The 22,679-nt window shown below is 63.4% G+C and carries 25 protein-coding genes; 13 read left to right on the top strand and 12 right to left on the bottom strand.

The features are described from left to right. Window positions 1-151 precede the first annotated feature (151 nt). Window positions 152-1,183 carry an NADPH-dependent curcumin/dihydrocurcumin reductase gene (gene curA / locus LOM8899_RS20360; protein ID WP_093994092.1) on the top strand — a complete coding sequence of 344 codons (1,032 nt, stop codon included), beginning with the start codon at window positions 152-154 and terminating at the stop codon, window positions 1,181-1,183. Window positions 1,184-1,271: 88 nt separating this feature from the next. On the opposite strand, the gene maiA is transcribed toward curA, so the two are convergent. After that, entirely contained in the window at window positions 1,272-1,916 is a 645-nt protein-coding gene (maiA, locus tag LOM8899_RS20365) for a maleylacetoacetate isomerase (protein ID WP_133065081.1), read from the bottom strand. A 63-nt stretch (window positions 1,917-1,979) separates the two neighbouring features. Beyond that, window positions 1,980-2,654 (bottom strand): SOS response-associated peptidase, encoded by a 675-nt coding sequence (locus tag LOM8899_RS20370; RefSeq protein WP_093994094.1) that lies wholly within the window; start codon window positions 2,652-2,654, stop codon window positions 1,980-1,982. Window positions 2,655-2,702: 48 nt separating this feature from the next. On the opposite strand from LOM8899_RS20370, the gene LOM8899_RS20375 reads away from it, so the two are divergent. Continuing rightward, on the top strand, window positions 2,703-3,071 hold the full coding sequence (locus LOM8899_RS20375) for a hypothetical protein (protein ID WP_093994095.1): 369 nt from the start codon (window positions 2,703-2,705) through the stop codon (window positions 3,069-3,071). A gap of 18 nt (window positions 3,072-3,089) precedes the next feature. Here the strand turns inward: LOM8899_RS20375 and LOM8899_RS20380 are convergent, their stop codons facing one another. Then, the gene (locus LOM8899_RS20380) at window positions 3,090-4,649 is read right to left on the bottom strand and encodes a bifunctional metallophosphatase/5'-nucleotidase (RefSeq protein ID WP_093994096.1); all 1,560 of its coding nucleotides are present in this window, start codon (window positions 4,647-4,649) and stop codon (window positions 3,090-3,092) included. Window positions 4,650-4,954: 305 nt separating this feature from the next. On the opposite strand from LOM8899_RS20380, the gene LOM8899_RS20385 reads away from it, so the two are divergent. After that, window positions 4,955-5,290, top strand: a complete 336-nt coding sequence (locus LOM8899_RS20385) for a DUF952 domain-containing protein (RefSeq protein ID WP_093994097.1) — start codon at window positions 4,955-4,957, stop codon at window positions 5,288-5,290. After that, window positions 5,287-6,339 (top strand): quinone-dependent dihydroorotate dehydrogenase, encoded by a 1,053-nt coding sequence (locus LOM8899_RS20390; RefSeq protein ID WP_093994098.1) that lies wholly within the window; start codon window positions 5,287-5,289, stop codon window positions 6,337-6,339. Before LOM8899_RS20385 ends, LOM8899_RS20390 begins: the two co-directional genes overlap by 4 nt. Before the next feature lie 55 nt (window positions 6,340-6,394). Here the strand turns inward: LOM8899_RS20390 and LOM8899_RS20395 are convergent, their stop codons facing one another. The 3 genes from LOM8899_RS20395 to LOM8899_RS20405 are packed head-to-tail and all read right to left on the bottom strand — an operon-like array spanning window position 6,395 to window position 8,647. Then, complete coding sequence (locus LOM8899_RS20395; RefSeq protein WP_211096238.1) at window positions 6,395-7,723, bottom strand: MATE family efflux transporter; 1,329 nt, start codon at window positions 7,721-7,723, stop codon at window positions 6,395-6,397. Continuing rightward, complete coding sequence (locus LOM8899_RS20400) at window positions 7,716-8,201, bottom strand: PaaI family thioesterase (protein WP_093994099.1); 486 nt, start codon at window positions 8,199-8,201, stop codon at window positions 7,716-7,718. The genes LOM8899_RS20395 and LOM8899_RS20400 overlap by 8 nt, the downstream gene beginning before the upstream one ends. Further along, complete coding sequence (locus LOM8899_RS20405) at window positions 8,198-8,647, bottom strand: PaaI family thioesterase (RefSeq protein WP_093994117.1); 450 nt, start codon at window positions 8,645-8,647, stop codon at window positions 8,198-8,200. The genes LOM8899_RS20400 and LOM8899_RS20405 overlap by 4 nt, the downstream gene beginning before the upstream one ends. Window positions 8,648-8,785: 138 nt before the next feature. Here LOM8899_RS20405 and LOM8899_RS20410 point away from each other — a divergent pair, with 138 nt between their 5' ends. From LOM8899_RS20410 to LOM8899_RS20445, 8 genes are all read left to right on the top strand, one after another. After that, window positions 8,786-9,157, top strand: a complete 372-nt coding sequence (locus LOM8899_RS20410) for a MerR family transcriptional regulator (RefSeq protein WP_093994100.1) — start codon at window positions 8,786-8,788, stop codon at window positions 9,155-9,157. A gap of 264 nt (window positions 9,158-9,421) precedes the next feature. Next, the gene (locus LOM8899_RS20415; protein WP_093994119.1) at window positions 9,422-9,805 is read left to right on the top strand and encodes a MerR family transcriptional regulator; all 384 of its coding nucleotides are present in this window, start codon (window positions 9,422-9,424) and stop codon (window positions 9,803-9,805) included. A 39-nt stretch (window positions 9,806-9,844) separates the two neighbouring features. Beyond that, window positions 9,845-11,623 (top strand): acyl-CoA dehydrogenase C-terminal domain-containing protein, encoded by a 1,779-nt coding sequence (locus LOM8899_RS20420; protein ID WP_093994101.1) that lies wholly within the window; start codon window positions 9,845-9,847, stop codon window positions 11,621-11,623. A gap of 51 nt (window positions 11,624-11,674) precedes the next feature. Then, window positions 11,675-11,887 (top strand): hypothetical protein, encoded by a 213-nt coding sequence (locus LOM8899_RS20425; RefSeq protein ID WP_093994102.1) that lies wholly within the window; start codon window positions 11,675-11,677, stop codon window positions 11,885-11,887. 290 nt (window positions 11,888-12,177) lie between these two features. Then, window positions 12,178-12,813, top strand: a complete 636-nt coding sequence (locus LOM8899_RS20430; RefSeq protein WP_093994103.1) for a glutathione S-transferase family protein — start codon at window positions 12,178-12,180, stop codon at window positions 12,811-12,813. Window positions 12,814-12,824: 11 nt separating this feature from the next. Continuing rightward, window positions 12,825-14,036 (top strand): acetyl-CoA C-acetyltransferase, encoded by a 1,212-nt coding sequence (locus tag LOM8899_RS20435; RefSeq protein ID WP_093994104.1) that lies wholly within the window; start codon window positions 12,825-12,827, stop codon window positions 14,034-14,036. A 186-nt stretch (window positions 14,037-14,222) separates the two neighbouring features. Next, on the top strand, window positions 14,223-14,648 hold the full coding sequence (locus LOM8899_RS20440; protein WP_093994105.1) for a hypothetical protein: 426 nt from the start codon (window positions 14,223-14,225) through the stop codon (window positions 14,646-14,648). Window positions 14,649-14,727: 79 nt separating this feature from the next. Further along, the gene (locus tag LOM8899_RS20445; RefSeq protein WP_093994106.1) at window positions 14,728-16,938 is read left to right on the top strand and encodes a 3-hydroxyacyl-CoA dehydrogenase NAD-binding domain-containing protein; all 2,211 of its coding nucleotides are present in this window, start codon (window positions 14,728-14,730) and stop codon (window positions 16,936-16,938) included. A gap of 9 nt (window positions 16,939-16,947) precedes the next feature. Here the strand turns inward: LOM8899_RS20445 and LOM8899_RS20450 are convergent, their stop codons facing one another. The 5 genes from LOM8899_RS20450 to rfbC form a co-directional block, all read right to left on the bottom strand. Next, window positions 16,948-17,604, bottom strand: coding sequence for a Hint domain-containing protein (locus LOM8899_RS20450; protein WP_093994107.1), 657 nt, complete (start codon window positions 17,602-17,604; stop codon window positions 16,948-16,950). Between the two features lie 181 nt (window positions 17,605-17,785). Continuing rightward, a complete protein-coding gene (locus tag LOM8899_RS20455; RefSeq protein ID WP_093994108.1) occupies window positions 17,786-18,442 on the bottom strand; it encodes a sulfotransferase family 2 domain-containing protein in 657 nt (218 codons plus the stop codon). A 9-nt stretch (window positions 18,443-18,451) separates the two neighbouring features. After that, window positions 18,452-19,309 carry a dTDP-4-dehydrorhamnose reductase gene (gene rfbD / locus LOM8899_RS20460; protein WP_093994109.1) on the bottom strand — a complete coding sequence of 286 codons (858 nt, stop codon included), beginning with the start codon at window positions 19,307-19,309 and terminating at the stop codon, window positions 18,452-18,454. Continuing rightward, window positions 19,306-20,361 carry a dTDP-glucose 4,6-dehydratase gene (rfbB, locus tag LOM8899_RS20465; RefSeq protein WP_093994110.1) on the bottom strand — a complete coding sequence of 352 codons (1,056 nt, stop codon included), beginning with the start codon at window positions 20,359-20,361 and terminating at the stop codon, window positions 19,306-19,308. Before rfbB ends, rfbD begins: the two co-directional genes overlap by 4 nt. Further along, window positions 20,358-20,924 carry a dTDP-4-dehydrorhamnose 3,5-epimerase gene (gene rfbC / locus LOM8899_RS20470; protein ID WP_093994111.1) on the bottom strand — a complete coding sequence of 189 codons (567 nt, stop codon included), beginning with the start codon at window positions 20,922-20,924 and terminating at the stop codon, window positions 20,358-20,360. The genes rfbB and rfbC overlap by 4 nt, the downstream gene beginning before the upstream one ends. A gap of 271 nt (window positions 20,925-21,195) precedes the next feature. Between rfbC and LOM8899_RS20475 the strand changes: the two genes are divergently transcribed. Further along, window positions 21,196-22,344 (top strand): acyltransferase family protein, encoded by a 1,149-nt coding sequence (locus LOM8899_RS20475; RefSeq protein WP_168770615.1) that lies wholly within the window; start codon window positions 21,196-21,198, stop codon window positions 22,342-22,344. Between the two features lie 138 nt (window positions 22,345-22,482). On the opposite strand, the gene LOM8899_RS23615 is transcribed toward LOM8899_RS20475, so the two are convergent. Then, window positions 22,483-22,679 (bottom strand): hypothetical protein (locus LOM8899_RS23615; RefSeq protein ID WP_211096240.1); only part of this gene is annotated, 197 nt, incomplete at its 5' end.

A 22,679-nucleotide genomic window follows, 5' to 3' on the forward strand; every position in this document is an offset into this window, starting at 1 on the left:
GCGGTCGCTGCGGCCTTTCTGGGTGCGTTCTTGCGCCAAACACACGCCCTGACAGGCAGGCTGTTTCACGTGGCGGAAAGCAGGGGGCTTTGCCGTTGTTTGCCCCCCATGCCGTTGTTAGATCAAGTCCCTGACCTAAAAGGAGCCTTCCATGTCACAGAGTGCAACCATCAATCGCCGCGTCGTCCTTGCCGAGCGGCCCGTGGGCCTGCCGAACGACGACACCCTGCGGATCGAGACAGCCGCCATCCCGACGCCGGGTCCGGGCGAGATGCTTCTCCGCACCGTGTATCTGTCGCTCGATCCCTACATGCGGGGCCGGATGAGCGCCGCCAAGTCCTATGCCGAACCCGTCGCCATCGGCGGTGTGATGACCGGGCAGGTCGTCGCTGAGGTGGTCGCCTCGAATTGCGAGGGCTTTGCCAAGGGCGATCACGTCCTGTCCGGCAGCGGCTGGCAGGACTATGCCGTTTCCGACGGCAAGGGTGTGATGAACCTGGGCCAAAACCCCGATCATCCGTCATGGGCCCTGGGTATTCTGGGGATGCCCGGCTACACCGCCTATGCCGGCCTTCTCAAGATCGGTGAGCCGAAGCCGGGCGAGACCGTCGTCGTCGCTGCGGCGTCGGGTCCGGTGGGGGCCACCGTCGGCCAGATCGCCAAGATCAAGGGCTGTCGCGTGGTCGGCGTGGCCGGCGGCCCTGAGAAATGCGCCCATGTCGTCGACGTCCTCGGCTTTGACGCCTGTATCGACCACAAGGCCGACGATTTCGCGGAACAGCTCGCCGCCGCCTGCCCGGACGGCATCGACGTCTATTTCGAGAATGTCGGCGGCAAGGTGCTCTACGGCGTTCTCCCCCTGCTGAACCCATTCGCCCGGATGCCCGTCTGCGGTACTGCGTCGTGGTACAACCTGACCGGCCTGCCCGATGGCCCCGACATGGGGCCGGTCCTCATGGGCACGATCCTGCGGATGAAGGTCAAGGTCGAAGGGTTCATCATCTTCGACAGCTTTGGCCCCGAGGTCTACAAGGAGTTCGCCAAGGAGATGGCCGGATGGCTGGCAGAAGGCCGGGTGCAATACACCGAACAGGTGGTCGAGGGGCTCGAGGCCGCCCCGGCCGCGCTGAACGATCTGCTGATCGGGAAGAACTTCGGCAAGATGGTCGTCAAGGTCGGCTAAGTCCGCATTGCGGGGCGGGTCCGCCCGCCCCGTTCTTCAGGTTTGCGCGGCGGCTTCGGCCGCCCATTTATCAGGCATGCGAGTCGGGTTAGCCCGCCTCGACGATCTCCTTGCGACGGAACGGGTGCGCCTCGGCAAAGGCGGGCAGCGCAAGCAACCGCTCGACATATCCCGAAAGGATCGGGAACGGGCTCAGGTCCACGTCAAACGGGCCTCCCGCAACGACGTGGCTGGCCAGTGCGATATCCGCCAGCCCGACGGTGTCTCCGAACAGGTAGGGGTCCGGCTTGCGGCGCGACAGCCGCGCCTCGTAGGCTGCGGCCCCTTCCGTCAACCAATGCCGCGCCCAGCCTTTGACCGCCGCCTCGTCCGCCCCGTGATGCTCGGCCAGTCGCTTGCGGATCCGCGGCACGATCAGCGGGTGGGCGTCGGCAATCGTGCCCATCGCCAAGGCAATCGCCTCGGCCCGGTCAAACGGATCGGAGGGCAGAAGCGCGGGCCCACCGGGCAACGTGTCGAGATAGTCCAGTATCGCATAGGATTGGGTGATCACCCGCCCCTCGACCTCGAGCGCGGGCACGGCGGCATTCGGATTGAGCGCCAGGAAGGCGGCGTCGAATTGATGCCCCTTGAGCAGATCGTACTCGATCTCTTCGAACGCGATGCCCTTGAGCAGCAGGGCCACCCGCACCCGATAGGTCGCATTCGACCGCCAATAGCCATGTAGCCGCATCGGACCCTCCCCCAGATCAGTGGACGCGACTATCGGCCAGATCGCCCCGGCGGCCAAATGATTTCAGTCTTCGTCGTCGATCAGCGGCTCGATCAACTCCGGCCCGCTGGCGCGATTGGAATTGACCGCACGGCTGACCCGGTGAAACCGCACGGCACCCTCGGGGGCGGCCTGCATCAAAGTCGCCGCGCCCTTGCCCGCTTCGCCCAGCCAAAGCGGCCAGTCGGCGGGGTCGAGGATCACCGGCATCCGGTGGTGGATCTGGCTCATCTGGGCATTGGCCCCGGTGGTCACGACCGCGCAACTCGTGTGGGCTTCGCCGTCGCGTTCCCACTCCTGCCAGACACCGGCAAAGGCCATCGGCGTGCCGTCGGCTCTGGTGATATACCACGGCAGGCGCACCTTGTCGGGTGTCACCGTCCATTCGTAGAACCCGGTCGCCACGATCAGGCACCGACGCTCGCGGGCGGCGGCGCGAAAAGCGGGCTTTTCCGCGATTGTCTCGGCGCGGGCGTTGATGAGCAGCGGACCGCCGCTCGTGGTCTTGTACCAATGTGGCAGAAAGCCCCAACGCATCGGGCGCAGGCGGCGCTCGCCCTCGGCGCTGGTGACGGTATGGATCTGCACCGTCGGACAGACGTTGTAGTTGGGCACATGCGGCAGATCGTTCGCGGGCGTGGCCTCGAACATCTGCGCCATCGCGTCATGGGGTAAGGTTATAGCCATTCGTCCGCACATGCGGCTATCTTGGCCGGAAACCCGACCCAATGTCACGAGGAGCCTGTCATGCGTCCACAAATCGCCCTTCCCCTGATCCTCGCGGCTTGCGCGGCCGCACCGATGACGCCGGCAGAGGAATACGCCGCAAGCTATGTCGGCTCTTACGGTCCGACGAACCTGTGTGTCGGGCAGGAGCTGATCGTCGACCTGTGGCCGGACCGGCTGGCCATCGGAGAGACCGCCTGCGATATCGCCAGCATCAGCCGGGCCGAGACCGGGATCAGCGACGTTGGGCTGAGCGTGGCTCTGGCCAATTGCGCCGCCGAGGGCACCGCGATCCCGAATTTCCGTGTGCGGCTGCTTCAAACGCAAGCGGGACTGACCTTGGCCAGCCCCACCGACAATTTGATCCTTCAAAGATGCACCGATCTCTGACCGGCGCATCTATGGGTCTTACTTCATGGTGATGCGACCATCGGTGTAGGGCGCATATGGGCCCTGCTCCTGCAGGTATTCGATCACCACATCGGCCAGATCGGGGCCAAAGTCGTAAGCGTTTTCAGCATCGACGAACATCGAGTAGCCGTCGCCGCCGTTGCGCACGAAGTTGTTGGACACGACGCCGTAGGTCGCCGCCGGATCAATCGGCTCACCGCCGACCATAACATCGGAGACACGGCTGCCCGGCTCCGTGCTCAGATCGAAGGTGTAGGACATGCCTGCCACCTGCGGGAACCGGCCAGAGCCGTCTTCGTGCTGGCTGACGCCATTCTCGAGCGCATCCAGCATGGTCTGACCACTGACGAAGAAGGTGGACAGCGTGTTCTGGAACGGCAGCACCGTGAGGACTTCGCCCTTGGTGATCTCGCCGGCTTCGATGTTGGCGCGGATACCGCCCGAGTTCATGAACCCGATCTGGATGCCCTGATCGGCCACGCGGGCCAGCATCGCATCCGCGATCAGGTTGCCACCGGAGCATTCCTCGGCCCGGCAGACACCACGATCCCCAACGATCATCTCGGCAGCCTCAGCGACCACCTCGTTGCGGATTTCGTCGAGCGGCACGGCCAACTCGTCGATCCGCGCAACCGAGGCTTCGTCTTCGGTGACGCTGGCATCCATGATGATCGGCTCGCCGACGGCTTCGGTGATGACACCGTCGTCGTCGAAGGTCACGTTCAACTCGCCCAGGAATTTGCCGTAGGCGTAAGCCTGCACGATTGCCGTGTCACCGACCATGATCGGATAAGGCCCTTCGGCGTCTTCGATCGTGTTCGACAGCAGGGTGTTGTCGTGGCCGCCGACGATCACGTCAACGCCGGTGGTCTCTTCGGCAACCCGGATATCGACGTTCAGACCAGAGTGGCTGAGCACGATGATCTTGTTCACGCCGTCGGCGGCGAGGGCGTCGACTTGCGCCTGAACTGCAGCCACCGGATCGGAGAAGGTGACATTCGGGCCCGGCGAGGCAAGCTCGTGGGTGTTTTCCGGTGTCAGGCCGATCAGGCCGATCCGCTCGCCGCCACGCTCGATCACGGTCGAGGGCATGATTGCCTCATGAAGCAGCGGCTCGCCTGCAAATTCAGCATTCGACATCAGCACGGGGAATTCGACCGAATCGACGAAGCCACGCAGAACCTCGGGGCCGTCGTCGAATTCGTGGTTGCCCACGGTCATTGCATCATAGCCCATCAGGTTCATGAACTCGGCTGCCATGGCACCTTTGTAGTAGGTGTAGAACAGCGTGCCTTGGAACTGGTCGCCGCCGTCCACGAGGATCGAGTTGTTCGACCGCGCACGGGCCTCGGCAACGGCCGTCACCAGACGGGCAGAGCCGCCAAAGCATTCGCCCGCGGTGTTGTCTTCGTCGGAGCATCCGCTGTCGAACCGGCTGATCGGCTCGAAGCGCGCGTGAAAGTCGTTGGTGTGCAAAATCGTCAGCGAATAGTCCGCTGCCGCGCCGCTGGCCGACAGCGCAAGCGCACAGGATGACAGGAAAAATCTGGAAAGCATATGTAGGAACCCCCTAGGTTGGACTGCGGCTTAGATTGGGCCGGATGGAAGCGCGTGTCAAAGCCCCTCTCGGCTTGCCCTAACGTCGCGCTGTGAAACTTTTGCGACGCCATCTGCCCTGTTCTTCTGACAGTGGCTGATCGGCGGCCGCGCCATTCCAAGATACTGGCGAGCGATGAAATGGAACGCCAGCCCAAAATGGCGCGGTCGAGCCGGTGCGATAGCCGGACCCCAACGCTGCATGAGCAGCCGGCTGTCGAAAGCAGTCCTTGACCACGCGCAGACACCCCGGCAAGACAGCGGCCATGATGATTTACAAACTCTTCCTGCCCGCCGAATGGGCCGAGCTGCAGGCCAACGGCCAGACGGCCGGCGCCCCCATCGACATTGCCGACGGCTACGTGCATTTCTCGACCGCCAAACAGGTCGCCGAGACCGCCGAGAAATACTTCTCAGGCGTCGAGGGCCTCGTGCTGCTCGGGCTCGACGCCGCGCCGCTGGAGGCGGATCTGAAATGGGAGCCGTCGCGCGGTGGCGCCCTGTTTCCGCATCTTTACCGCGAGTTGCGCCTCTCCGATGTGACCTGGGACAAGGTCCTGCCATGGGACGGGACGCGCCACATCTTTCCCGAACTGGCATGAAGCTCCTCGAAAAAGCCGGCCTTGCCGCGCTGCGCCGGATTGATCCGGAGGCGGCTCACGGATTGGCGCTGCGCGCGCTTAACTCCGGACTGGCCGACCGGGCCGGCCCGGTCACTTCACCGCGGCTGCGCTGTTCCTTCGGCGGCCTCGACCTGCCCAATCCGATCGGCCTTGCCGCCGGCTTCGACAAGAATGCGACGGCGGTGCATGCGCTTTCCAGAACCGGCTTCGGTTTCTTGGAGGTGGGCGCCGCCACCCCGCGCCCGCAACCCGGCAACCCCCGCCCGCGCCTGTTCCGGCTGACCGAGGACAAGGCCGCGATCAATCGCTTCGGATTCAACAACGACGGGATGGAGGCCATCTCTGCCCGCCTCGCACAGCGGCCAGAGGGCAGTATCGTCGGCCTCAACCTCGGGGCCAACAAGGACAGCGATGACCGCGCCGCCGATTTCGCCAAAGTGCTGCGGCACTGTGGGACGCGGATCGATTTCGCCACCGTCAACGTCTCGTCGCCGAACACCGAGAAACTGCGCGACCTGCAGGGCAAGGACGCGCTCGCGGCCCTGCTGGACGGCGTGATGCAGGCGAACGGCGATCTGGCCAAGCCGCTGCCGATCTTTCTCAAGATCGCCCCTGATCTCACCGATCAGGACTTGGCCGACATCGCAGAGGTTGCCACCGGCGCCAACCTCGCCGGGATCATCGCTACCAACACCACGCTCGACCGGAATGGTTTGAAAAGTGCACACAAGGACGAAAAGGGCGGCCTGTCCGGCCAACCCCTGTTCGAAAAGTCCACGCGCACTCTGGCAAAGCTCTCCACGCTGACGGCACTCCCGTTGATCGGCGTCGGCGGGATCGGCACCGCCGAGCAAGCCTATGCCAAAATCCGGGCCGGTGCGCACGCGGTGCAGCTCTACACGGCCTTGGTCTATGGCGGCATCAGCCTCGCCCGCGACATCGCAACCGGCCTCGACGCGCTGCTCGCGCGGGACGGCTATACCTGCGTCAAGGATGCAATCGGCACCGACAAGGCACCATGGCTCTGACCTTCAACTTGGCCGAAAAACTCCGGGGGACGCCGCAGGCGGGGGGCAGCGCCCCCTAGTCCAGCACCGCCCGCTCCAACGCCGGGTAGCGCAGCGCAAGGGTCAGCCCGCGCAGGGCAAAGCTCAGAAGCATCGCCGCCCAAAGCCCGTGATTGCCGAAACCGGCCATCAACGGATAGGCGACGACGAAATAGCCCAGCGCCGACAGCGCCATCATGTTGCGCATGTCACGGGTCCGGGTCGCGCCGATGAAGATACCGTCCAGCATCCACGGGACCACCCCCACCAACGGCGCAAGCACCATCCATGCCAGATAGGCGCGCGCGGCGGCCCGCACGTCGGAGGCCGTGGTCATCACGTCGATCAACGCCCCGCCAAAGAGCGCGAACCCGACCGCCAGACCGATGCAGACGATGCCGCCCCAAAGGCTTGCCAGCGCCGCCCCGCGCCGCAACGCCGCCCGGGCGCGCGCACCAAACGCCTGTCCCACGATCGCCTCGGCGGCAAAGGCAAAGCCATCCAGCGCATAGGCGGTGATGCTCAGGAACTGCAAAAGCACCTGATTGGCGGCGAGCTGCACATCACCCAGCCCCGCCCCCCAGAACAGAAAGCTGACGAAGATCGCCTGCAACAGCACCGATCTGAGCAGGATGTCGCCGTTGACGCTGGCCATGCGCCGCAATTGCGGCATATCGAACACCTGCCCCCAATCGCGCCACGCCGGAACGGCGAAGGCCGCACGGCAGAGCCACAGTCCTAGGCCGAGCCCAGTCCATTCCGCCAGAAATGTGGCTGCCGCCACGCCCTGCACGCCCCACCCGAGGCCCAGCACGAACCACAGATCCAGACCGACGTTCAGCCCGTTCATCCAGACCTGCAACACGAGCACCGCCCGCGTCCGCTCTTGCGCGATCAGCCAGCCGGTAATGCCGTAGAGCGCGATCGCCGCCGGAGCCGACCAGATCCGGATCGCCATATAGTCGCGGGCCAGTGCCTCGACCTCCGCGCTGGCGGGCGACACCTGAAAGCCACCCCAGAAGAGCAGGCCCTGCAACGCGATCAATGTGGCGCCGGCCCCGAAACCGATCATCAGAACGCGCGACAGCAAAGCAGCGACTTCGGCCCGGTCGCCTGCGCCCAGCGCCTGACTTGTCAGCCCCGTCGTGCCCATGCGCAGAAAGCCGAACACCCAGTAGACAGCGGTCAGGATGATCGCCCCGATCCCCACCGCCCCGATGGGTGCGGCCTCGCCCAGCTGCCCGACCACCCCGGTGTCCACCGCCCCGAGGATCGGCACCGTCGCATTCGACAGCACGATCGGCACGGCAATCGCGAGGATCCGGCGATGGGTGATCGGACCGGCCACCGCCGCCGTCTCAGCCATCGCTGGCCGGCATCAGGAAATGCCCGGTGGCCTGCGCGAACAGACGGGACCGGTTGTCCTGCCAGGCCTCGACATGCACCGAGGCATAGCGGCGCCCGGACCGGTTCACCCGTGCGCGGGCATAGGCATCGCGCGGCAATCCGGCGCGCAAATAGTCCACGGTGAAATCAATCGTCTTGGGCAATCGGATCGGGCCGGCATCGCGGCCCTCGGATTCCATTGCCTCCCAGCGCATCGCCCACGCCAGCTCGATGATCGCCGCGACCTCCAGAAAGGCCGCCGTGGCGCCGCCGTGGAGCGCGGGGAGCGTGGGATTGCCGATCAGTAGATCCGCAAAGGGCATGATCGCGGTCAGCTCGTCGCCGCGGCGCTCGAACTCGATCCCCAGAAGCTGGATATAGGGCACCCCGCCGACGAGGTCCTGCAACGCCGCATCGCGCCGTTGCTTGATCACCTGAACAGGCTCGGGTCTCTTCATGACGATGGCTCCACGGTAAAGGCTCCGGTGGCGGTGGCCACCGGCCTGTCCGTGTCTTCGTCGGTCGCCGTCGCGCGAACGAAGGCGACGCTCCGGGTCATGTGATAGCATTCGGCCGTCGCCGTGATCGTCTGGCCGGGCGTCGCCGGACGCATGTAGTCGATCCGCAGGTCCAGCGTGGCCGTGCTCAACGGCGCGGCGGAGTGCGCCATCACCGCCGCACCGCCGCAGGTGTCCATCAGCGCCGAAACCGCCCCGCCATGGATCACCCCAGTGTCCGGATCGCCGACCAGCTTGGCCGCATAGGGCATGTCGATGACCGCTCTGCCGCCACCCACATCCAGCAGCCTCATGCCAAGTGCCTGCGAATGCGGCAAAACCTGGATGAACGCCTCCGCCAGCGCCTTCTGCCGTTTCCTGATGGCCTCGTCGTTGCTGTCTTGCATTGTTCGCCCCTTGTTGCCCCTGTTTTGGCCCTCTGCCGCCGGCGGCGCAAGAGCCATCACCACGCCGAGAGATCCACAGACAATGAGTTGCCCCACCCCGGGCAGAGCACTAAACTGTAAACCGTAGGGAGAATACCGATGTCTGAAACGCCTCGTCTGTCATTCAAAGAGATGTGTGCCAAATTCGACGTCACACCGCGCACGTTGCGGTATTACGAGTATATCGAGTTGCTCACACCCGAAAAGGAAGGCCGCTCGCGGTTCTACGGGCCGCGCGAACTGGCTCGGATGACGCTGATTCTGCGCGGTCGCCGGTTTGGCTTTGCGCTTGAGGACATCCGGCAGTGGCTGCTGATCTACGAAAAGGAAGGCACACAGGCGCAGATGCGCAAGTGGATCGATCTGGCCGACCGGCAGATGGCCGAATTGCAGGAACAGCGGCAGCAACTCGACGAGACGATGGACGAGCTCAGGCGCCTGCGCGACGAAACGGCCGTCACCCTAGACTAACCTCAGCCCGCCCCGGATTCGTCCGAATTATGGGGGAAATCGCTGAATTTCTCCCCCCGGCCTGCCGCATCGCGGGGTCATTAAATTGCGCTTGCCCCTGCGTTACCTTTGCTGACCTTTCGTCACCCGAAAAATGACGCCGCGTTACATTTACGTTAACGTCACCTTTGCTTGTAAGGTTGCTCCAAACCACGCACCTGACCCTCTGACGTTTGAATGACGAGGCTAGGGAAAATGGCAACCAACACGGCGAATGAAACAACCATGACGATCCGCGAAATGTGTGACACCTACGATGTGACGCCACGCACCTTGCGGTTCTATGAATCGAAAGAGCTGCTGTTTCCGCTCCGGCAGGGCACGAAACGGCTGTTCACCAAGCGCGACCGGGCGCGGCTCAAGCTGATCCTGCGAGGCAAGCGGTTCGGCTTCAGCCTCGAAGAGATCCGGCAACTGCTCGACATGTATGACATGGGCGATCAGGGCGGGGCGCAACTGGCCAAGACATACGATCTGGCCGCCAAGCATCTCGCCGAGATGGAGGCCCAGCGCGACGAACTGCAACAGGCCATCGAAGAGCTGAAGAGCCAGATGGAATGGGGCGCCGCAGAAATGGCCCGATTGGGCATCAAAGAAAGCGCGGCCTAGAACCGGCCGCCGCACAGGACACAAACGGGAGAGACCTTAATGCCCAGCTACGCAGCACCGACAAAAGACATTCAATTTGTCCTGCATGATCTTCTGAACGTCAGCGAACAGGAGATCCCCGGATTCTCGGATCTGGAGACGGATTTCACCAGCGCTGTGCTCGAAGAGGCAGGCAAGCTGGCGTCCGAAGTGCTGCAGCCGCTGAACGTGGTCGGCGATACCGAAGGCTGCACCTTGGAAAACGGCGTCGTGCGCACGCCCCCCGGTTTCAAGGAAGCCTACAAGCAGGTCTGCGACGGCGGCTGGCCAGGCCTCGACTGCGATCCCGAATACGGCGGTCAGGGCATTCCCTATGTGCTGCACACCGCTGTGGGCGAGCTCTTCAGCTCTGCCAACATGGCGTTTCAGGTCTATAACGGCCTGACCCACGGTGCCGTATCCGCGATCAACGTCCATGCGACGGACGCTCAGAAGGCGACCTTCCTGCCCAAGATGATCACCGGCGAATGGACCGGCACCATGAACCTGACCGAGCCGCATTGCGGCACCGATCTGGCCCTCATGCGGACCAAGGCCGAGCCGCAGGATGACGGCAGCTACCGGGTGACCGGCCAGAAGATCTTCATCTCCGGCGGCGAACAGGACCTGTCCGACAACATCATTCACCTGGTGCTGGCCAAGATCCCCGGCGGTCCCGAGGGGATCAAGGGCGTCTCCCTGTTCATCGTGCCGAAGTTCCTGATCAACGAAGACGGCTCCCTCGGTGCGCGCAACGGCGTCTCGGTCGGATCGATCGAAGAAAAGATGGGCCTGCACGGCAACGCGACCTGCGTGATGAACTACGACGGCGCCGTGGGCTACCTCTTGGGTCAGGAACACAAGGGCATGCGCGCCATGTTCACCATGATGAACGAGGCCCGGCTGGCCGTCGGCCTGCAAGGCTATGCGCAGGCTGAGGTCGCCTATCAGAACGCCGTGACCTACGCCAACGACCGGCTTCAGGGGCGGGACGTGACCGGCGCGAAATACCCGGAGAAGGCCGCCGACCCGATCATCGTGCATCCCGATATCCGGCGGAACCTGATGGATCAGAAGAGCTTCATCGAGGGCGCGCGGGCCTTGACCCTTTGGGGGGCCAACCTGATCGACCGGGCGCACCGCCTGAACGACAAGGAGGCCGATGGGCTGATTTCCCTGATGATCCCGGTGATCAAGGGCTTCCTGACCGACAAGGGCTTTGAATACGCGACCGCGGCACAGCAGGTCTACGGCGGCCACGGCTATATCGAGGAATGGGGCATGTCCCAGTTCGCCCGCGACGCCCGGATCGCGATGATCTACGAAGGCGCGAACGGCGTGCAGGCGCTCGATCTCGTCGGCCGCAAGCTCGGCCTCGACGGCGGCAAGCACGTGATGGCCTTCTTCGAGATGGTGAAAACCTTCATCAAGGACAACGAAGGCGACGAACGGCTGAAGGGCGATTTCCTCGATCCGCTCAAGGCCGCCTCCAAGGATCTGCAATCCGCGGGCATGTATTTCATGCAGAACGGCATGAAAAACCCGAACCACGCCTTGGCAGGCTCCTACGACTTCATGACCATGATGGGCCATGTCTGTCTGGGCCTGATGTGGGCGCGGATGGCCAAGGCCGCCTATGCAGCCCTCGACGGCGGCGCAAGCGACACCGCGTTCTACGAAACCAAGATCGCGACCGGACGCTACTACATGGCGCGGCAACTGCCGGCCACGACCATGCATCTGGCCCGGATCAATTCGGGCGCCGATACGGTCATGGCACTGGACGCCGCCAATTTCTAAGCGGAAGGTGGGCGCGACCCCACCTTACCGCCCTGCCTGTCGGAGACGCCCATGCCCAAACGACTGCGCCTGACCCGCCGTTTTCCCGTCGCCATGACGGAGGACGGATACCGGAGGCTGAAGCGGTTCGCCGCCGATGCCGGACTGGACGAAGGTGAGGCGCTGTCCTTCCTGTTCGAGAATTTCGACAGCATTCTGGACGAAGACACGTTTGGTCATCGGCTGCGGCTGTTCAATTCCGAACTCGAGGCGCGCAAGAAATGAGCCTTGAGTCCGTGGCAGGGTTGGGGAGCCTCCGGCGGGAGTTTTTGGGCCAAGATGAAACCGGCGATGCACCTCGATCCATCGAGTGTTCTCCAACTCAGGAGCGCTGCACGACAGATCGAGGCTTCACCTTGGACGCCAACTCGCTCTCCAGCTATTGGCGCGATCAAAGCGTATCGAATTTGAGGTTAATTTTGGATTAAGGGCACTGGCCGCAACTTCATCTTGGCCAAAAAACTCACGGCCCAACACGCGCCGCCTGCGCACGCCCTAGGGAGGGGTGACTGGACATGACCATCAAGCTGCATTGCTTTGGCGAGAGTGGAAACGCTTACAAGGCCGCAATCACACTGGCGCTGACCGATACGGAGTGGGAGCCGGTGTTCGTCGATTTCTTCAACGGCGCGACACGCACCCCGGAATTCCGCGCCCTCAACGTGATGGGCGAAGTACCCGTCATGGAAGACGGCGACCTGATCCTCACCCAGTCAGGCGTCATTCAGGACTACATCAGTTCCAAGACGGGCAAACTGGGCGGCCGCTCCGCCGCCGAGCGCCGCGACGTGCTGCGCTGGATGTTCTTTGACAATCACAAGGTTTCGGGCGTCGCCGGCCCCTTGCGCTTCAACCTGAACTTCCTTCCCGAGGCAAAGCGCAACAAGGACGTCAACGACTTCCTTTCGATGCGCCTGAATTCGGCTCTGAAGATCATGGACACCGCGCTGACCGGCCGGGATTGGCTGACCGGCGCCGAGCCGACCATCGCAGACCTCGCCTGCTGCGGCTATCTCTATTACCCCGAGCCCTTCGGCTTTGACCGCAAGGCGTTCCCACAGATTGACCGCTGGCTGGACGGCATCGCCGCCCTGCCCGGCTGGAAACACCCCTATGACCTGATGCCCGGCTCGCCCGCCGACCGCGCCTAAAGGAGACGACAATGACCGACGCTTATATCTATGACACCGTTCGCACCCCTCGTGGCAAGGGCCGCCCGGATGGCTCCTTGCACGAGGTCACCTCGGTGCGCCTTTCCGCCGAAGTGCTCAACGCCCTGAAATCGCGCAACAACCTCGAGGGTCACGCCGTCGAGGACGTGATCTGGGGCAACGTGACCCAGGTCGGTGAACAGGGCGGTTGTCTGGCCCGCACCGCCGTTCTGGCTTCGGACCTCGACGAGAGCATTCCCGGTCTTGCCATCAACCGCTTTTGCGCCTCGGGCATGGAGGCCGTGAACCTCGCCGCCAATCAGGTGCGCGGCGGCGCCGGTCAGGCCTATATCGCGGGCGGTGTCGAGATGATGGGCCGCGTTCCCATGGGCAGTGACGGGGCCGCCATCGCGGCCGATCCGTCCATTGCGATGGAGACCTACTTTGTGCCGCAGGGCATCTCGGCCGATATCATCGCCACCGAGTATGGGTTTTCCCGCGACGAGGCCGATGCTTTGGCCGTCGAAAGCCAGCGCCGCGCCAAGGCCGCCTGGGACGACAACCGCTTTGCCAAGTCGGTGATCACCGTCCGCGACCAGAACGGCCTGCCGATCCTCGACCGCGACGAATACATGCGCCCGCAGACCGATATGCAGTCGCTTGGGGGGCTGAAGCCCGCCTTCAAGGACATGGGCGAAGTCATGCCCGGTTTCGACAAGGTCGCCCTGATGAAATATCCGCACCTGGAGCGGATCAATCACATCCACCACGCCGGCAATTCGTCGGGTATCGTGGATGGCGCAGCGGGCCTCCTGATCGGATCGAAGGAATTCGGCGAGGCCCACGGCCTCAAGCCCCGCGCCGTGATCCGTGCGACGGCCAAGATCGGCACCGACCCCACGATCATGCTCACCGGCCCCGTGCCCGTAACCGAAAAGATCCTCGCCGACTCCGGCATGAGCATCAGCGACATCGATCTGTTCGAGGTCAACGAAGCCTTCGCCAGCGTCGTCATGCGCTTCATGCAGGCGTTCAACGTCTCCAGCGACGTGGTCAACGTCAACGGCGGCTCGATCGCGATGGGCCACCCTCTGGGCGCCACGGGTGCGATCATCATCGGCACGTTGCTGGATGAACTGGAACGCTCGGGCAAGGGCGTCGGCCTTGCCACCCTGTGCATCGCCTCGGGCATGGGGGCGGCCACCATCATCGAACGGGTCTAGCTGTGATGCCCATGGACGGGACACATCCACCGACCGACATGTTGGAGCACGCCCCTCTGCAGGGCGGGGCGCTCGCCTTGCCCCGCAGGGGACACTTTCCGCCTCGGATAATAATGTTTCAGAATGTGTCGGAAAGTGATACGATTATTTCACCTCCACACGAGGCGGAAGGATCGTCGGTCAACCATGCTGAACAAAGTTCATGCCATGTTGGATCATTTTGCGGCCATGCATATCGGCGGCCCCTTCTCCGTTGCGGCCGGGTATCATTCCTTTCCCTTCGCGATCTATTCCGAGGGCGAGCTGATCGTGCTCCACGACCAGGACGAGTGCGAAGCGGCTCTGCGGCATTTCGTGTTCGACTTTCGGGCCAACGGGGTGCAGTCGGTCAAATGGAAGATCACGGCCATCGACATCCCGCGCAACGATCGGTTTCGGGTCTGGACGACGTGGGATCACGTCTATTCCGGCTGGGTCGATCGGGAAGCGATGCATCTTCTGCAGTTCTGCCGGATTCAGGACGGCGAGCTTTGCATCGAAATGATCGACGTCATCAGCCCCGCACTTCAGGCGTTGGGCACCCTGCCCTCGACCATTCTGCGCCGCGCCTGACCGCGCCCCGGCTTTCCCTTCTCACGCTGCAGCCCGCCCCCGGTGCCACGCTGCCTCATCGTTCAAAAAGGAGCGTCCAATGACAGCCCCCAAAGACTTCACCATGACCACCGGCGACGACGGCGTCGCGATCCTCACTTGGGACACCCAAGGCAAGAGCATGAACGTCATGACCCTTGATGCGTGGGACGAACTCGACGCGCTGGTCGACGAGGCGCTCGCCGACGACGCCATCAAGGGCGTCGTCCTGACCTCGGGCAAGCCCGGCAGCTTTGCCGGCGGAATGGACCTCAACGTCATCGCCAAGATGAAGGAAATGGCGGGCGACGATCCTGCCAAGGGCCTGTTTGACGGGATCATGAACGCCCACCGGATCATGCGCAAAATCGAGCGTGCCGGGATGGACCCCAAGACCCTCAAGGGCGGCAAGCCCTTTGTCGCCGCCCTGCCTGGCACGGCGCTTGGGATCGGGCTCGAGATCCCGCTGTCCTGCCACCGCATCTTTGCCGCCGAAAACCCGAAGGCCAAGATCGGCCTGCCGGAAATCAAGGTCGGCATCTTTCCCGGCGCGGGCGGCACCACCCGCCTCACCCGCAAACTCGGCCTGATGGGGGCGTCGCAACTGCTGCTCGAAGGCAAGCTCAACGATCCGGTCAAGGCCAAGGCGGCAGGCGTCGTGGACGAGGTCGTCCCGGCGGATGAACTGGTCGACCGCGCTCGCGAGTGGGTGCTGAATGCCACGGACGCCGATATCGTCAAGCCGTGGGACCAGAAGGGCTACAAATTCCCCGGCGGCGGCCCCTACCACCCGGCGGGCTTCATGAACTTCGTCGGTGCCAGCGCGATGGTCAACGGCCAGACCCAAGGGGTGTATCCCGCTGCGAAGGCCTTGCTCTCCGCCGCATACGAAGGCGCGATGGTGCCGTTCGATACCGCGCTCAAGATCGAGGCGCGCTGGTTCACCAATGTGCTGATGAACCCGTCCTCGTCGAACATGATCCGCTCTCTCTTCGTCTCGAAAGAGGCGCTGGAAAAGGGTGCGAACCGTCCCGAGGCCCCCGATCAGCGGGTCAAGAAAGTGGGTGTGCTCGGTGCGGGCATGATGGGCGCCGGCATCGCGCTGGTTTCTGCCCTCGCGGGCATTGAGGTGGTCCTGATCGACCGCGACCAGGAGGCCGCGGACAAGGGCAAGGCCTACTCCGTTGCCCATCTGGACAAGGGCATCGCCCGCAAGAAGACCACGCCAGAGAAGAAAGAGGCGGTCTTGGGCCTGATCACGGCCACGCCCGATCTCGATGCGCTCAAAGGCTGCGATCTGATCGTCGAGGCGGTGTTCGAGGATGTCGGCGTCAAGGCCGAGATGACCAAGAAGGTCGAGGCCATCGTCGGCGAGGACTGCATCTTTGCGACCAACACCTCGACCCTGCCCATAGGCGAGCTGGCCAAGGCCAGCGTCCGGCCCGAGCAGTTCATTGGCATCCACTTCTTCTCGCCCGTCGACAAGATGCTGCTCGTCGAGATCATCAAGGGTGCCGAGACCGGCGACCGCGCGGTCGCCAAATCGCTCGATTTCGTGCGGCAGATCCGCAAGACGCCGATCGTGGTCAACGACGCCCGGTTCTTCTACGCCAACCGCTGCATCCTGCCCTACATCAACGAAGGGCTGCGCATGGTCAAAGAGGGGGTCGCCCCCGCGCTGATCGAAAACGCGGCCAAGCTGGTGGGGCTGCCCTTGGGGCCGCTGCAACTGACCGACGAGACCTCGATCGATCTCGGCGTCAAGATCGCCAAGGCGACCAAGGCCGCCATGGGCGACGCCTATGACGACACCGCCGACGAGGTGATCTTCTGGATGGCCGACCAGAACCGGCTGGGACGGAAATCCAACGCGGGCTTCTACAGCTATGACGACAAGGGCAAGCGCACCGGGTTGTGGGACGGCCTGGGCGACAAATACGCCGTCGCCGACGAGCAGCCCGATCTGACCACCGTGCAGCACCGTCTGCTCTTTGCCCAGGTACTCGAAGCGGTGCGGGCGCTGGAAGACGGCGTGCTCACCGACATTCGCGAAGGCGATGTCGGCGCGATACTCGGCTGGGGCTTTGCGCCGTGGTCTGGCGGGCCGTTCTCGTGGCTCGACATGCTTGGCGCGGCCTATGCGGTCGAGCGCTGCGATGAACTGACCGCCGAGTTCGGCGAACGGTTCAGCACCCCTGCCCTGCTGCGCGAGATGGCCGACAAGGGAAAGACCTTCTACGGCGTCTACGGCTCGGGCAAGAAGGCCGCCTGACCTCTCGGCTCAGGCAGCGCGTTCCGTTGCCTGAGCCAACTCGCTCATGCTGCCTGCGGGCAGCACACCGTCATGCACGATCATCCGGGCCAGATCGGCCGGAAGCGTCGGGTAAATCGGCGCCGATTGGTGCAGATCCTGCACCAAATCGCCGCGTCCCTCGCAGACGAACAGCACGCCACCGGCGCCAAAAATGACCTCATCTTGTTCGAAATGCAGCGTGATGACCGTCAGACGCTCCGCCGGGATCACCCGCTCGATCCCTTCGACGCCGTTCAACTGGGTGGCCTGGATGGCGACGAAGGCGTCGCCCAGCAATTCCTCGGCCAGATCGCTTTCCACCAGCACCGACTGCCCCGGCATGACGATCAGCGGCGCCAGATTGCCCAGCGCATTGGCGGGCACGTGCAGCGGCCAGGCGGACTCGGTCACGGTCTGGCGCGGCATGTCCAGAACATGTGTCTGCACACGGGTTACGCGCTGTAGTCCATTGTCGAAAGTGAGAACCAGATCGCCTTCGGCAATCGCTTGCACCGGACGCCAGCCAAAGCTCGTGGCCACTTTCGTGCCGACCAAAAGCCCGCCCGTCGTCTGGCTCAGATCGGTGTGAACCGGCTGGATGGTGCAGAAATCGGTATCGAAATTGTTGGTCATGATGGCAGTCATGGTTCTGTTTCCCTTGGCTACGGCGTCTGATGCGCTTTGTCCTTGGGTTCATTCGTAACGATTCGCAGGGTCTTGATTGGGTCAGAAAAGGGCGCAATTGCGGCATTAGAACGGCTAATTAACCAAGATTTTGTGTTAACGGTCTATTAACCCCGATTTGAGAACAATCCCGGCCCGCCGTTCAGCTCTCGGCATCGAAGGCATAGCCGAAACGGGCGATGTCAGCCGCACAAACCCGCCCGACCAGCGCCGCATCGGCCTCGGAGTAATAACTTCGCCAGTCGCTGCGGCGCTTGCTTTCGTTGATCCGGTCGGGCGTTATGGCAAAGCCCAGATGCGCCTCGACAGGTTTCAAATCCTCGTCCAAATGCTCCAGGCGCACGAACACCGGATCGCGCAGCGTGCCTGCCCCGTCGCGCAGATAGCTGTCATAGGGATTGGCCTTCAGCGCCGCTTGGGTCTGTGGCGCGTTGAGGAAACCGTTGAAGTCGTGGCTCCGGGCGAGGCCGACTGCGGGGTGATCGAACGATTGCTCCCGAAGCCAGTGGTAGTAGCTGACGATCCGGTCCCACGGATTGCGGACAAGCGTCCAGACCAGATAGCGCGAGAAGTCCTCGCGCGGCACCACGCCCTCGATATCGGCCAGCGTAGAGTGTTTCCATAGCCGCCCCGCCGGGGCGAGGCCCGACAGCCTGCGCTTGCGCCTTTGCGCCTTGGGGGTGTCACCGATCAATATGTCGTCGGCTTTTGCACGCGCCTCCAGCGCCAGAGCCATCGCCGTGCCGCCGGTCTTGGGGATATGGACAAAGATATAGCCGCGACCGGGCGAAATGATCATCGGCCGCGCTCAGGCGGCAAGCTCGGCCAGCACCTTGGCCAGCCCCGCCGCCCAATCGGGCCGGGCGATCCCGAATGTGGCATAGAGCGATCCGCAGTCCATCCGCGAATTCGCCGGACGGCTGGCAGGTGTGGGATACTCCACCGACGGGATGCCCGTCACGGTGACCTGCTGGCCGGTCTGGGCGAAAATCTCGCGCGCGAACGCCGCCCAACTCAAGTCGGGCGCGCCGCTGAAATGATAGGTGCCAGCGGCTTCGGGCTTGCCCGGCAGCACCTGCGCCATGGCCCAGAGCGCGGCGGCGATATCGGCCGCAGGCGTCGGCCCGCCGATCTGATCGTCCACGACGGTTAGCGTGTCGCGGGTTTCGCCCAGCCGCACCATCGTCTTGACGAAATTCGCGCCATGGCTGGAAAACACCCAAGACGTGCGCAGGATCGCATGGACGCCCCCCGCCGCCCGCACCGCCTCTTCGCCCGCGAGTTTGGAGCGGCCATAGGCGTTCTGCGGATCTGTCGGGCTGTCAGGTTGCCAAGGCGCCTCCCCCGTCCCGTCAAAGACGTAGTCGGTCGAGACATGCAGGAACGGAATGCCCAGCGCCGCGCAGGCCTCTGCCATGGCCCCCGGAGCCGAGCCGTTGATCGTGGTCGCCAGCACCTCTTCGTCCTCGGCCAGATCCACGGCCGTATAGGCCGCCACGTTGATCACCACGTCCGGGTTGGCCGCGTGGATCGCCGCCGCACAGGCCGCAGGATCGGCAAGATCGGCCTCGCCGCGGCCTAGTTGGACCCCCTCGACGCCGCCCGGCACATGGCGGGCCAATTCGCGGGCGACCTGCCCCGTCTGGCCAAAGATCAGCGCCTTCATTGCGCCGCAGCCGTTCCGGTGCCAAGCCGGGTGCCCACACCCGCCCGGTCTTGCAGCGCCTGCCACCACGGACGGTTGTCGAGATACCATTGCACGGTCTTTTCCAGCCCCTGCTCGACCGTGACCGAGGGCCGCCAGCCCAGTTCCTCGCGGATGCGGGTGGGGTCGATCGCATAGCGGGCATCATGGCCCGGACGGTCGGTCACAAAGGTGATCAGGTCGGCGTAGGAGCCGCTCTCCAAGGGCTGCTTCTCGTCCAGAATGGCGCAAATCGTCTGCACCAGTTCAAGGTTCGACCGCTCGTTCTCGCCACCGATGTTATAGCAGCGCCCCAGTTCGCCCTTCTGCACGACGAGCAGCAAGGCATCGGCGTGATCCTCGACGTAGAGCCAGTCGCGGACGTTCGACCCATCGCCATAGATCGGGATCGGCTTTCCCGCCAGGGCATTCAGGATGACCACCGGGACCAGCTTCTCGGGGAAATGGAACGGCCCGTAGTTGTTCGAGCAATTGGTCAGCACGACGGGCAATCCGTACGTCTCGGCCCAAGCGCGGACGAGGTGGTCCGAAGCCGCCTTGGAGGCAGAATAGGGGCTCCGCGGATCGTAGGGTGTGGTTTCCGTGAATTGGCCGGTGGCCCCCAGCGAACCAAACACCTCGTCGGTCGAGATGTGGTGAAACCGGAAGGCCTCCGGCTTGCCTGCCTCGATCCAGTATTTGCGGGCGGCCTCCAGCATGTTGAAGGTGCCGGTGATGTTGGTCTCGATGAAATCGCCGGGGCCGTCGATGCTGCGGTCGACATGGCTTTCGGCGGCCAGATGCATCACCGCGTCGGGCTGATGCTTGGCGAACACCGCTTCGAGTGCGGCACGGTCGCGGATATCGGCCTGCTCAAAGGCATAGCCGGGGGCGTCGGCCACGCTGGCGACGTTGTCCAGACAGGCGGCATAGGTCAGCGCGTCGAGGTTGACGACCTCGTGCCCTGCGGCGATGGCCTGCCGGACCACGGCAGATCCGATGAACCCGGCGCCGCCGGTGACGAGAAGCTTCATGCCTGTGCCTCATAGCTAAAGGGATTGTCGAGATCGGCGAGCAGCGGCGCCTTGGCGTCCTTGTCGCTCAGGATCGGGTCGGCGCTCAGGCCCCAGTCGATCCCCAAGGCGGGATCGTCAAACCGGACCGCCCGGTCACACTCGGGGGCGTAGTAATCGGTGCACTTGTAAACGATCTCGGTGTCCGGTTCGAGCGTGACGAAGCCATGCAGGAAGCCCGCCGGGATCAACAACTGCTTGCCGTTCTCGGCCGATAGCTCGACCGACGCCCACTGACCATAGGTCGGGCTGCCCTTGCGGATGTCGACGGCCACGTCCAGCAGACGGCCCCGGCCACAACGGACCAGCTTGGCCTGAGCATGCGGCGGCGTCTGCATATGCAGGCCACGCAAAGTGCCGACGGCGGACGACAGCGAGTGATTGTCCTGAACGAAATCGAAATCGAGGCTGGCGTCGAGCATGCGCTGCTTGTTCCAGCTCTCGCTGAAAAACCCGCGCGCATCGCCAAAGCGTGCAGGGGTCAGGATCTTCACGCCGATTAGTGATGTGTCAGTTATCTGCATCAGACAAACAAATCCTCTGAAATAGGCGGAAAAAGCAAACTCGGCCGGAAAATCGTATCGCCCGTTTGCCCGGAAAATGCCAGCCCGTTTCGGCGAGGCGCCGGCATTCAGGGTGACCCGGCACCCAGTTCCGGCAGCGCCACGGCATCCGGTCCGCGACGGGGTCTTGTGGTTCCGGGATCGGTCTGGCAAAGCACAATCCGTCTCACACCGGCAACGTCAGCTTGCCGTCGCGCTGAAATCAGACAGCGTCGACGAGGCATTGGTTTGTATGAGTGATTGGTATTGGTTCGCTGCTATGAAGTATCGCCCCGAAGTCGACGGTCTCAGGGCGGTCGCCGTGCTCCCCGTGATCCTGTATCACGCCGGTCTTGCCGGATTTTCCGGCGGTTATCTCGGCGTCGACATCTTCTTTGTGATCAGCGGCTACCTGATCACCACGATCATCGTCACCGAATTGAACCAGACGGGCCGGTTCAGCCTGCTGCACTTCTACGAGCGGCGGGCCAGACGGATTCTGCCGGCCCTGTTCCTGACGATCATGATGACGCTCCTGATCGCGCCGGTCGCCCTGACGCCCGATCAGATCAAGGACGTGGGGCAGAGCGTCGCCGCGACCGCGGTCTTTGCGTCCAACTATTTCTTCTATGTCGAGGTCGATTATTTCAATCCATTCGCCTCGATGGCGCCGCTCCTGCATACGTGGAGCCTCGCGGTCGAAGAGCAGTTTTATCTGGTGTTTCCGCTGATCCTGATGGCGATGCGGTGGTTGCGTATCTCCTACGGCCTGCTGATCGGCGGGATCATCGTCGTCAGTTTCGGTGCCGCGATCTGGACGACGCATCTTGATCCGCAGCTCTCATTCTACTCGATCCACACGCGCGCCTGGGAATTGGCGACAGGCTCTGCGGTTGCCCTGTGGCTCTTGGCAAGAGATGACGCAAGGACACCGACGACTGCCGCTTGGGTGCCGCCGGTGGCCTTGGTCGTGCTGCTGGGCTGCCTGTCGCTCATGCCCAAGGAAGTCAGCCATCCGGGCATGGTGACCCTTGTTCCCGTGGCTTCAACGGCGATCCTGATCGCAACGCTGAGGCCGGGCAGCGTCTGTTTTCGGATTCTGGCGTCGCCGCCTTTGGTGCACATCGGCATCCTGTCCTACGGGCTCTATCTCTTCCACAACCCGGTCTTTTCCTTCGTCGACGTCTATTTCGACTATCTCGGAGAGGGAACGCGGCCCTACAAGCTGGCCCTGATCCCGGTGATCTACCTCGTGGCACTGACCAGCCTGCACCTGATCGAACGTCCGATCCGGTATAGCAAGCGGCTCGGCAAGATCTCCATCCTGTCTGTCTCGACCGTGGCGCTGATCGCGCTGTTCGGCGTCGGCGCGGTGATTCATCGTCAGAACGGCTTCTCGTAGCAGATATTGCTCTATTGCCGATGGCACAACGGATTTCGCGGCATGAGCCGAGATCAATCGAAGCGATTATAGGTGATGGAGAACGACTACACCCGGGTTAGCCCTGCCAACTCGGATCTGACGCTGGACAAGTTGGGCCTAAATGAGGTCGCGCGGGGATAACTCTAAGGCCTTCCCCTCGCGGTCAATGTATCGACAATGTGCGTCGTGACCTGCTCCCCTGAGAAGTTCTTGATTTGATGTTAGCCTGTTCTCCAACTGAGGAGACAGACGATGAAGAGAAGCCGGTTCAGCGAAGCGCAGATCATCGGCATTTTGGAGGAACACCAGGCGGG

The organism is Flavimaricola marinus (genome assembly GCF_900184895.1).
In the GTDB taxonomy this organism is placed as follows: Bacteria; Pseudomonadota; Alphaproteobacteria; order Rhodobacterales; family Rhodobacteraceae; genus Flavimaricola; species Flavimaricola marinus.

What these genes read in the sequence shown, in the direction of transcription:
- curA (WP_093994092.1), top strand. Translation starts at nt 152, where the DNA reads ATGTCACAGAGTGCAACCATCAATCGCCGCGTCGTCCTTGCCGAGCGG.
- maiA (WP_133065081.1), bottom strand. Translation starts at nt 1,916, where the DNA reads ATGCGGCTACATGGCTATTGGCGGTCGAATGCGACCTATCGGGTGCGG.
- LOM8899_RS20370 (WP_093994094.1), bottom strand. Translation starts at nt 2,654, where the DNA reads ATGTGCGGACGAATGGCTATAACCTTACCCCATGACGCGATGGCGCAG.
- LOM8899_RS20375 (WP_093994095.1), top strand. Translation starts at nt 2,703, where the DNA reads ATGCGTCCACAAATCGCCCTTCCCCTGATCCTCGCGGCTTGCGCGGCC.
- LOM8899_RS20380 (WP_093994096.1), bottom strand. Translation starts at nt 4,649, where the DNA reads ATGCTTTCCAGATTTTTCCTGTCATCCTGTGCGCTTGCGCTGTCGGCC.
- LOM8899_RS20385 (WP_093994097.1), top strand. Translation starts at nt 4,955, where the DNA reads ATGATGATTTACAAACTCTTCCTGCCCGCCGAATGGGCCGAGCTGCAG.
- LOM8899_RS20390 (WP_093994098.1), top strand. Translation starts at nt 5,287, where the DNA reads ATGAAGCTCCTCGAAAAAGCCGGCCTTGCCGCGCTGCGCCGGATTGAT.
- LOM8899_RS20395 (WP_211096238.1), bottom strand. Translation starts at nt 7,723, where the DNA reads ATGGCTGAGACGGCGGCGGTGGCCGGTCCGATCACCCATCGCCGGATC.
- LOM8899_RS20400 (WP_093994099.1), bottom strand. Translation starts at nt 8,201, where the DNA reads ATGAAGAGACCCGAGCCTGTTCAGGTGATCAAGCAACGGCGCGATGCG.
- LOM8899_RS20405 (WP_093994117.1), bottom strand. Translation starts at nt 8,647, where the DNA reads ATGCAAGACAGCAACGACGAGGCCATCAGGAAACGGCAGAAGGCGCTG.
- LOM8899_RS20410 (WP_093994100.1), top strand. Translation starts at nt 8,786, where the DNA reads ATGTCTGAAACGCCTCGTCTGTCATTCAAAGAGATGTGTGCCAAATTC.
- LOM8899_RS20415 (WP_093994119.1), top strand. Translation starts at nt 9,422, where the DNA reads ATGACGATCCGCGAAATGTGTGACACCTACGATGTGACGCCACGCACC.
- LOM8899_RS20420 (WP_093994101.1), top strand. Translation starts at nt 9,845, where the DNA reads ATGCCCAGCTACGCAGCACCGACAAAAGACATTCAATTTGTCCTGCAT.
- LOM8899_RS20425 (WP_093994102.1), top strand. Translation starts at nt 11,675, where the DNA reads ATGCCCAAACGACTGCGCCTGACCCGCCGTTTTCCCGTCGCCATGACG.
- LOM8899_RS20430 (WP_093994103.1), top strand. Translation starts at nt 12,178, where the DNA reads ATGACCATCAAGCTGCATTGCTTTGGCGAGAGTGGAAACGCTTACAAG.
- LOM8899_RS20435 (WP_093994104.1), top strand. Translation starts at nt 12,825, where the DNA reads ATGACCGACGCTTATATCTATGACACCGTTCGCACCCCTCGTGGCAAG.
- LOM8899_RS20440 (WP_093994105.1), top strand. Translation starts at nt 14,223, where the DNA reads ATGCTGAACAAAGTTCATGCCATGTTGGATCATTTTGCGGCCATGCAT.
- LOM8899_RS20445 (WP_093994106.1), top strand. Translation starts at nt 14,728, where the DNA reads ATGACAGCCCCCAAAGACTTCACCATGACCACCGGCGACGACGGCGTC.
- LOM8899_RS20450 (WP_093994107.1), bottom strand. Translation starts at nt 17,604, where the DNA reads ATGACTGCCATCATGACCAACAATTTCGATACCGATTTCTGCACCATC.
- LOM8899_RS20455 (WP_093994108.1), bottom strand. Translation starts at nt 18,442, where the DNA reads ATGATCATTTCGCCCGGTCGCGGCTATATCTTTGTCCATATCCCCAAG.
- rfbD (WP_093994109.1), bottom strand. Translation starts at nt 19,309, where the DNA reads ATGAAGGCGCTGATCTTTGGCCAGACGGGGCAGGTCGCCCGCGAATTG.
- rfbB (WP_093994110.1), bottom strand. Translation starts at nt 20,361, where the DNA reads ATGAAGCTTCTCGTCACCGGCGGCGCCGGGTTCATCGGATCTGCCGTG.
- rfbC (WP_093994111.1), bottom strand. Translation starts at nt 20,924, where the DNA reads ATGCAGATAACTGACACATCACTAATCGGCGTGAAGATCCTGACCCCT.
- LOM8899_RS20475 (WP_168770615.1), top strand. Translation starts at nt 21,196, where the DNA reads ATGAGTGATTGGTATTGGTTCGCTGCTATGAAGTATCGCCCCGAAGTC.